Here is a 5,380-nt window from a genome sequence, read left to right on the forward strand (position 1 = left end):
CGCGTAGTGGCGGCACATGCGCTCGGAGAAGAGCTTCTCCCAGCCGTAGCCGTCCTCGGGCTGCGCCGGGTAGGCGTCCTCCTCGCGCAGCGCGGTGACGTCCGGGTCGCTCTGCTTGGCGGCGGCGTAGACGCAGGCGGAGGAGGAGTAGAAGTAGCGTTCGACGCCCGCCTCGTGCGCGGCCTTCAGCATGTGCGTGCTGGTCAGCACCGACATCATGCAGGCGGCCTTGTTGTTCTCGATGAAGCCCATGCCGCCCATGTCGGCGGCCAGCATGTACACCTGCCGCGCGCCCCGGACGCCCGCGCGCGCGTTCTCCAGGAGCGACAGGTCGGCGATGACGTTCTCCGCGGCGTCGTGGAGCTGGTACCACTCGTGCCGGGGCTTGATGTCGACGGAGCGGACGGTCAGCCCCTGGGCCAGCAGGGCGGCCACGAGATGCCCCCCGATGAATCCCCCGCCACCGGCGACGACGACGTCGACCTGCTTGCCCATGGGCCGCTCCTTTGTCCGGAGATGTGATGATCTGGTGTGCGTAATCAATGCATATGTGTCCTGATATGTCGTCCAGGGCACGCCGTCCCTGCTCCGGCGTCACCCGGTGACGGCGCGGTGCGGGCGGCCGTGCGGGTGCCGCGCACTCGCGCGCCTGTACGGCTTCGTAGGAGGCAGGCGTTATAAACCTTTTGATGAGCTTTCAGGTGGAACACCCGATCGGCGACCGTCTTCTCCGGGAGGAGATCCGCGTCCGCAGCGCGGCCGCCGTCGCCGTCTGGGCCGTGGCCCTGCTGGTCCTGCTGCCGGGTCTGGTCCTGCAGTCGGGTGCGCAGCCGTCACCCGCGCTCGCCGCCCAGGGCATGGTGGTGGCGCACACCGCAGTGGCCCTCGTCCGCGTGCTCACCGCCACGACGGTGCGGCTCGTCGCCCTGGGGTTCTGGCTCTTCGCCTACATCTGGCTGGGCCTCGCCCCCTTGGCGCAGCTCGCCACCGACACCTACCCGTGGGCCTACCGGACCGGCCCGGGCACCGCCCTCGCGGCCGTGGCCGTCGTCGAACTCGGGCTCCTCGCGCACAGCGCGGGGGCCGCCGTCGCCGCCCGCCGGGAGCGCGCCCGTGGCGCGGGGCCCGCCCTCCCCGCGCCGGGACCGGTGGAACGGCTGCTGTCCCGCCGCCTCGCACCCTGGCGCCTGCTGTCGTTGTGCGGACTCGCCCTCGCCCTGGCCGTGCTGCTCATCCCCGCCCAACCGGGTGGCATCAGCGCTTACTTCACCAGCCGTCAGGCGCTGCGGGAGGCAGGGGCCGTGGACGGCTCGGACGGCGCCTTCCTGTCGTCCCTGCGCAACTGGTCCCTGTCCGTACCCGCGTTCTGGGCATTGCTGGGCCTGCTGTGCGTGCCGTGCGCGCCGGCCGGTGACCGCCTGCTGCGCGGCGCCCGCCGGCTGCTTCTGCCGCTGCTCCTCGCGCTGAACGCCGTCGTCAACAACCCCGTGAGCAAGCCGCGGTTCTGGGTCGGCACGGTCCTGCTCACCCTGCTGTTCACGGTGGGACGGCTGAACCGCCCCCGTGCCTTCCGGACGATCGCGGCCGCCCTCATGGCGACCGTGCTGCTGGTGTTCCCGTACAGCGACTACTTCCGCTACAGCGACCGGGAGCGGTTCACCGTCGTCTCCCTCTCCGCCCAGTTCACCGCCAACGGCGACTACGACGCCTTCCAGCAGGTGCAGACCGGCGTCGACTACGCGCGGGACAGGGGATTCGCGCCGCGGAACGCGCTGGGGCCCGCCCTGTTCCCGGTACCCCGCTCGGTGTGGCCGGACAAACCGGAGGACACCGGCATCACCCTGGCCCGGTACGCGGGTTACGACTTCCTCAACCTCTCCGCCCCCCTGTGGATCGAGAGTTACCTCTGGGCCGGTCCGCCCGCCGTGGCCGCCGTGTTCTTCCTGCTCGGCGCGGCCGGACGCCGCATGGACGACGTACGCCACCGGCTCCGCGGCCGGGCGGGCACCCTCGCCACCCTCCTGGTCCCGGCCTTCGCCTTCTACCAGATCGTCTTCCTGCGCGGCAGCCTGCTCGGGATCGTCGGTCCGCTCACCCTGCTCCTGGCCGTGCCGCTGCTCATCACCGGCTCCGCCGCCCGCGCACACCGGCCGGTCCCGTCGCCGCTGCCGGCCGCACCCGTCCGTACCGCTCCGACCCCCACCCCGGGAGGGCACCCGTGACCGGCCCCATCGACCTCCACGACCGGTACGACGAACCGGACCAGCTGCGCGACCAACTCCGCCGGCTCCTGCGCCACCGGGCCGTCATCGCCCTGGGGATCGTCCTCGGACTGCTGGGCGGGGCCGCCCTGGCGTTCTTGCGCGCCCACACCTACACCTCCGCCAGCGAGGTCCTCGTCCGCTCCACCGCCGACCCCTTCGGCACGGTCAACGTGGCCGCGGACAACCAGGTCAGCATGGGCACCGAGCAGCAGGTCGCCGCCAGCGCGGCGGTCGCCGCCCGCGCGGCCCGCCTGCTCGGTCAGGCCGACAGCACGGCGGGCGCGCTCGGGAGCGGTCTGCGGATCACCAACCCCGCCAAGTCCCAGGTGCTGCGCTTCGAGTTCACCGCCCGCACCCCGCGGCGCGCGGCGCGCGGCGCCAACGCCTTCGCCGAGGCCTACCTGGCCGACCGCAAGGCCCGTAACCAAGCCGCCGTACAGCGCGCCGGCCGCAGCGTGCAGCAGCAGATCGCGCTGGTGCAGGCCAAGACGAAGACCGCGGACGACACCGACGGCAAGGCCGTGCAGAGCGAACTCGACACCCTGCACCGGCGGCTCGTCGAGATCAACTCCCGCGACACCGACGGCGGCGACGTCGTCCGCCGCGGCGAGGCACCCGGCCGGCCGGCGGGGCCCGGCCGGCCGGTCCTGCTCGGGCTCGGGCTGGCGAGCGGACTGGCCCTCGGCCTGCTGCTGGCCTGGCTGCGCTCCGCCCTCGACACCCGGGTCCGGTCCGCCGACGAGGCCCGGGCCGTGCTGCGCACCCCGGTGCTCGGCCTGCTGCCCCGCGAGCCCCGCGACCCCGGCGAGGACACCCTGCTGCGGGTCGGTCACCGGGGCGGCGACCGCGCGGAGACCTACCGCGCCCTGGCCTACCGACTGCGCCGGACCGCACCGACCGCCGGCGCCGGCCGGATCCTCGTCGTGGCCCCCCGGCGCGGCGCCGCCACCGAGGAGGCCGCCGTCAACCTGGCCGCGGCCCTCACCGAGTGCGGCGACGACGTGCTGCTGGTGGACGCCGACCCCGGCACCCCCGCCCTGACGGCCCGGCTGCCCCTGCTGCCGGACGCCGCCCGCACCCCCGGGCAGCCCGCCCCGCCCGAGGGGAGCCGCCTCGTCGACGCCGGCACCGCCGGGCACTTCGCCTGCCACGCCGGCGGCGGCACCGGGGCGCCGGCGGCCGGGTCCGCCGCCCACCCGGTGCCGCCCGGGCCCGCGTCCCGTACGGCGGTCGTCCTCGCCCGGCCGCTCCTGGAGCACGCCGGCGCCCTCGCCCTCGCGCAGCGCGTCGACGGCGTCCTGCTGGTCGTCGACCTCGGCACCACCCGGCGGGACGACCTCAAGCGGGTGCACGAGCTGATCGACTGCTCCGGCGGCACCCTCCTCGGTGCCGTACTCGACGCCGGCGGCCGGCGGGGGCGGCTGCGCGCCGCCCTGCGCCGCCGCACCGGGAGCGGCCCGCAGGCCGGACCCGCCGCACCGGCCGTGGAACTCCCCGCCCAGGACGAGACGCGCACGGCCTCCCGCCGATGACCGCCCTGGAAACGGCCGCGCCCACCCCCGGGGCAGCCGCCCCGAGCAGTGTCGTCGCCGCCGCGCGGGGCGGGTGGTGGGGGGTGGCGGGTTCCGCGGCGAACGCCGTCCTCGCCTTCGTCTTCGTCGGCCTGATCACCCGCGCCCTCGGCGCACAGGGCGCGGGAACGGTCTTCACCGGCGTCGCCGTGTTCACCGTCCTCAGTCACACCTGCAAGCTCGGCTCCGACACCGCGCTGGTCCGGTTCGTCGCGCGCGACATCGCCGTGAGCGGCGGCCGGACGGTGGGCGGTCTGCTGCGCGCGGCCGTCGTACCCGCGGCGGCGGCCGGCACGGCGGCGGCCCTGCCGCTGCTGCTGTGCCCGGCGGTGGCCACCACCCTCCTGCCGCACCTGCCGCCGGCCGACGCCGTCACCCTGGTCCGCCTCTTCGGGGCGTTCCTGCCCGTCGCCACCGTCGGACTGGTCCTGCTCGGCGCGAACCAGGGCCACGGCAACGTGGTGGCGTTCGTCGGCGTCGAGCAGATCGGCAAACCCGTGCTGCGCCTGGCCGTCGCCGTGCCGGTCGCCTGCTACGCGCCCGGCATGCTCCCCCTGGCGGCGGCCTGGCTGCTGCCCGCACTGGCCGGTACCGCCGCCGCCTGGCTGGCCCTGCGCCGCTGCCGCGCCGCCCGCGGCACCGCGGGTCCCGGCGCCCACCGGACCGTGCCCTGGCGGGAGTTCTGGAGCTTCGCGGCACCCCGCGCGGTCTCCTCGCTCTTCGACTACAGCGCGGTCTGGGTCGGCGTCATCCTGCTGTCCGCCCTCGCCACCGGTGCCGAGGCGGGCCTCTACACGGCCATCGGCCGCGTCATCACCGCCGGTACCCTGCTGCAGCTCGCCGTCCGGCTCGCCGTGGCCCCCCAGATCAGCCGGCTGCTCGCCGTCGGCCGGCTCGCCGAGGCGCGCCACCTGCACCGCGTCTCCACCTGCTGGGTGGTGCTCTTCTCCTGGCCGCTGTTCCTCGTCGTCGCCGGATTCCCCCGGACCGTCCTGTCCGTGTTCGGCCCGGAGTTCGTCCACGGCGCGCCCGCCCTGGTCGCCCTGTGCGCCGCCGCGATGGTCAACGTCGCGGTCGGCAACGCCCAGACCGTGCTGCTGATGTCCGGCAGGAGCTCCTGGCACCTCGCCGTCACCGCCGCGGCGTTCACGGTGCACCTGACGGTCGGGGTGCTCACGATCCCCACGTGGGGTGTCCTCGGCGCCGCCGTGTCCTGGGGTGCGGCCATCGTCGTGGAGAACCTCTCGGCCGCCGTGCTCGTCCGGCTGCGCCTCGGCTTCACGACCGTGGACCGCGGCTACCGGACCGCCGTCGGTGCCGGGCTGGCCGTCGCGGCCGTGCTCGCCGCCGTGCGCGCGCTGGCGGGTGACACGCTGTCAGGACTCGCCGCCGGGATGACCTTGGGAACGTGTGTATTTGGTACTAGTTTGTGGCGGTATCGCAGACCGCTGGGAGTGAGTGAGCTGTTCGGAGTCCTGCGCCGTCGCGCCGCATGAGCCCGGGCACGGTGCCCGGCCGGGGCCGGCACGCCCCGTGTCGTTCCCC

Annotated in this window: 4 protein-coding genes; 3 read left to right on the plus strand and 1 reads right to left on the minus strand. The window is 74.9% G+C overall.

What is annotated here, in order from left to right; genetic code table 11:
- Nucleotides 1-495, minus strand: a 495-nt coding sequence (locus IE312_RS38535; RefSeq protein WP_229898900.1) for an NAD-dependent epimerase/dehydratase family protein, incomplete at its 3' end; no start/stop codon positions are given.
- A gap of 194 nt (nucleotides 496-689) precedes the next feature.
- On the opposite strand from IE312_RS38535, the gene IE312_RS02210 reads away from it, so the two are divergent.
- Genes IE312_RS02210 through IE312_RS02220 form a run of 3 tightly spaced genes read left to right on the plus strand, consistent with a single transcriptional unit; the run spans nucleotide 690 to nucleotide 5,331 of the window.
- Nucleotides 690-2,222, plus strand: coding sequence for a hypothetical protein (locus tag IE312_RS02210; protein ID WP_229898901.1), 1,533 nt, complete (start codon nucleotides 690-692; stop codon nucleotides 2,220-2,222).
- A complete protein-coding gene (locus tag IE312_RS02215) occupies nucleotides 2,219-3,796 on the plus strand; it encodes a P-loop NTPase family protein (protein ID WP_189977735.1) in 1,578 nt (525 codons plus the stop codon). Before IE312_RS02210 ends, IE312_RS02215 begins: the two co-directional genes overlap by 4 nt.
- The gene (locus IE312_RS02220) at nucleotides 3,793-5,331 is read left to right on the plus strand and encodes a lipopolysaccharide biosynthesis protein (protein WP_189977736.1); all 1,539 of its coding nucleotides are present in this window, start codon (nucleotides 3,793-3,795) and stop codon (nucleotides 5,329-5,331) included. Before IE312_RS02215 ends, IE312_RS02220 begins: the two co-directional genes overlap by 4 nt.
- The last annotated feature ends 49 nt before the right edge of the window (nucleotides 5,332-5,380 follow it).

It is taken from the genome of Streptomyces capoamus (assembly GCF_014654935.1).
Classification (GTDB): Bacteria; Actinomycetota; Actinomycetes; order Streptomycetales; family Streptomycetaceae; genus Streptomyces; species Streptomyces capoamus.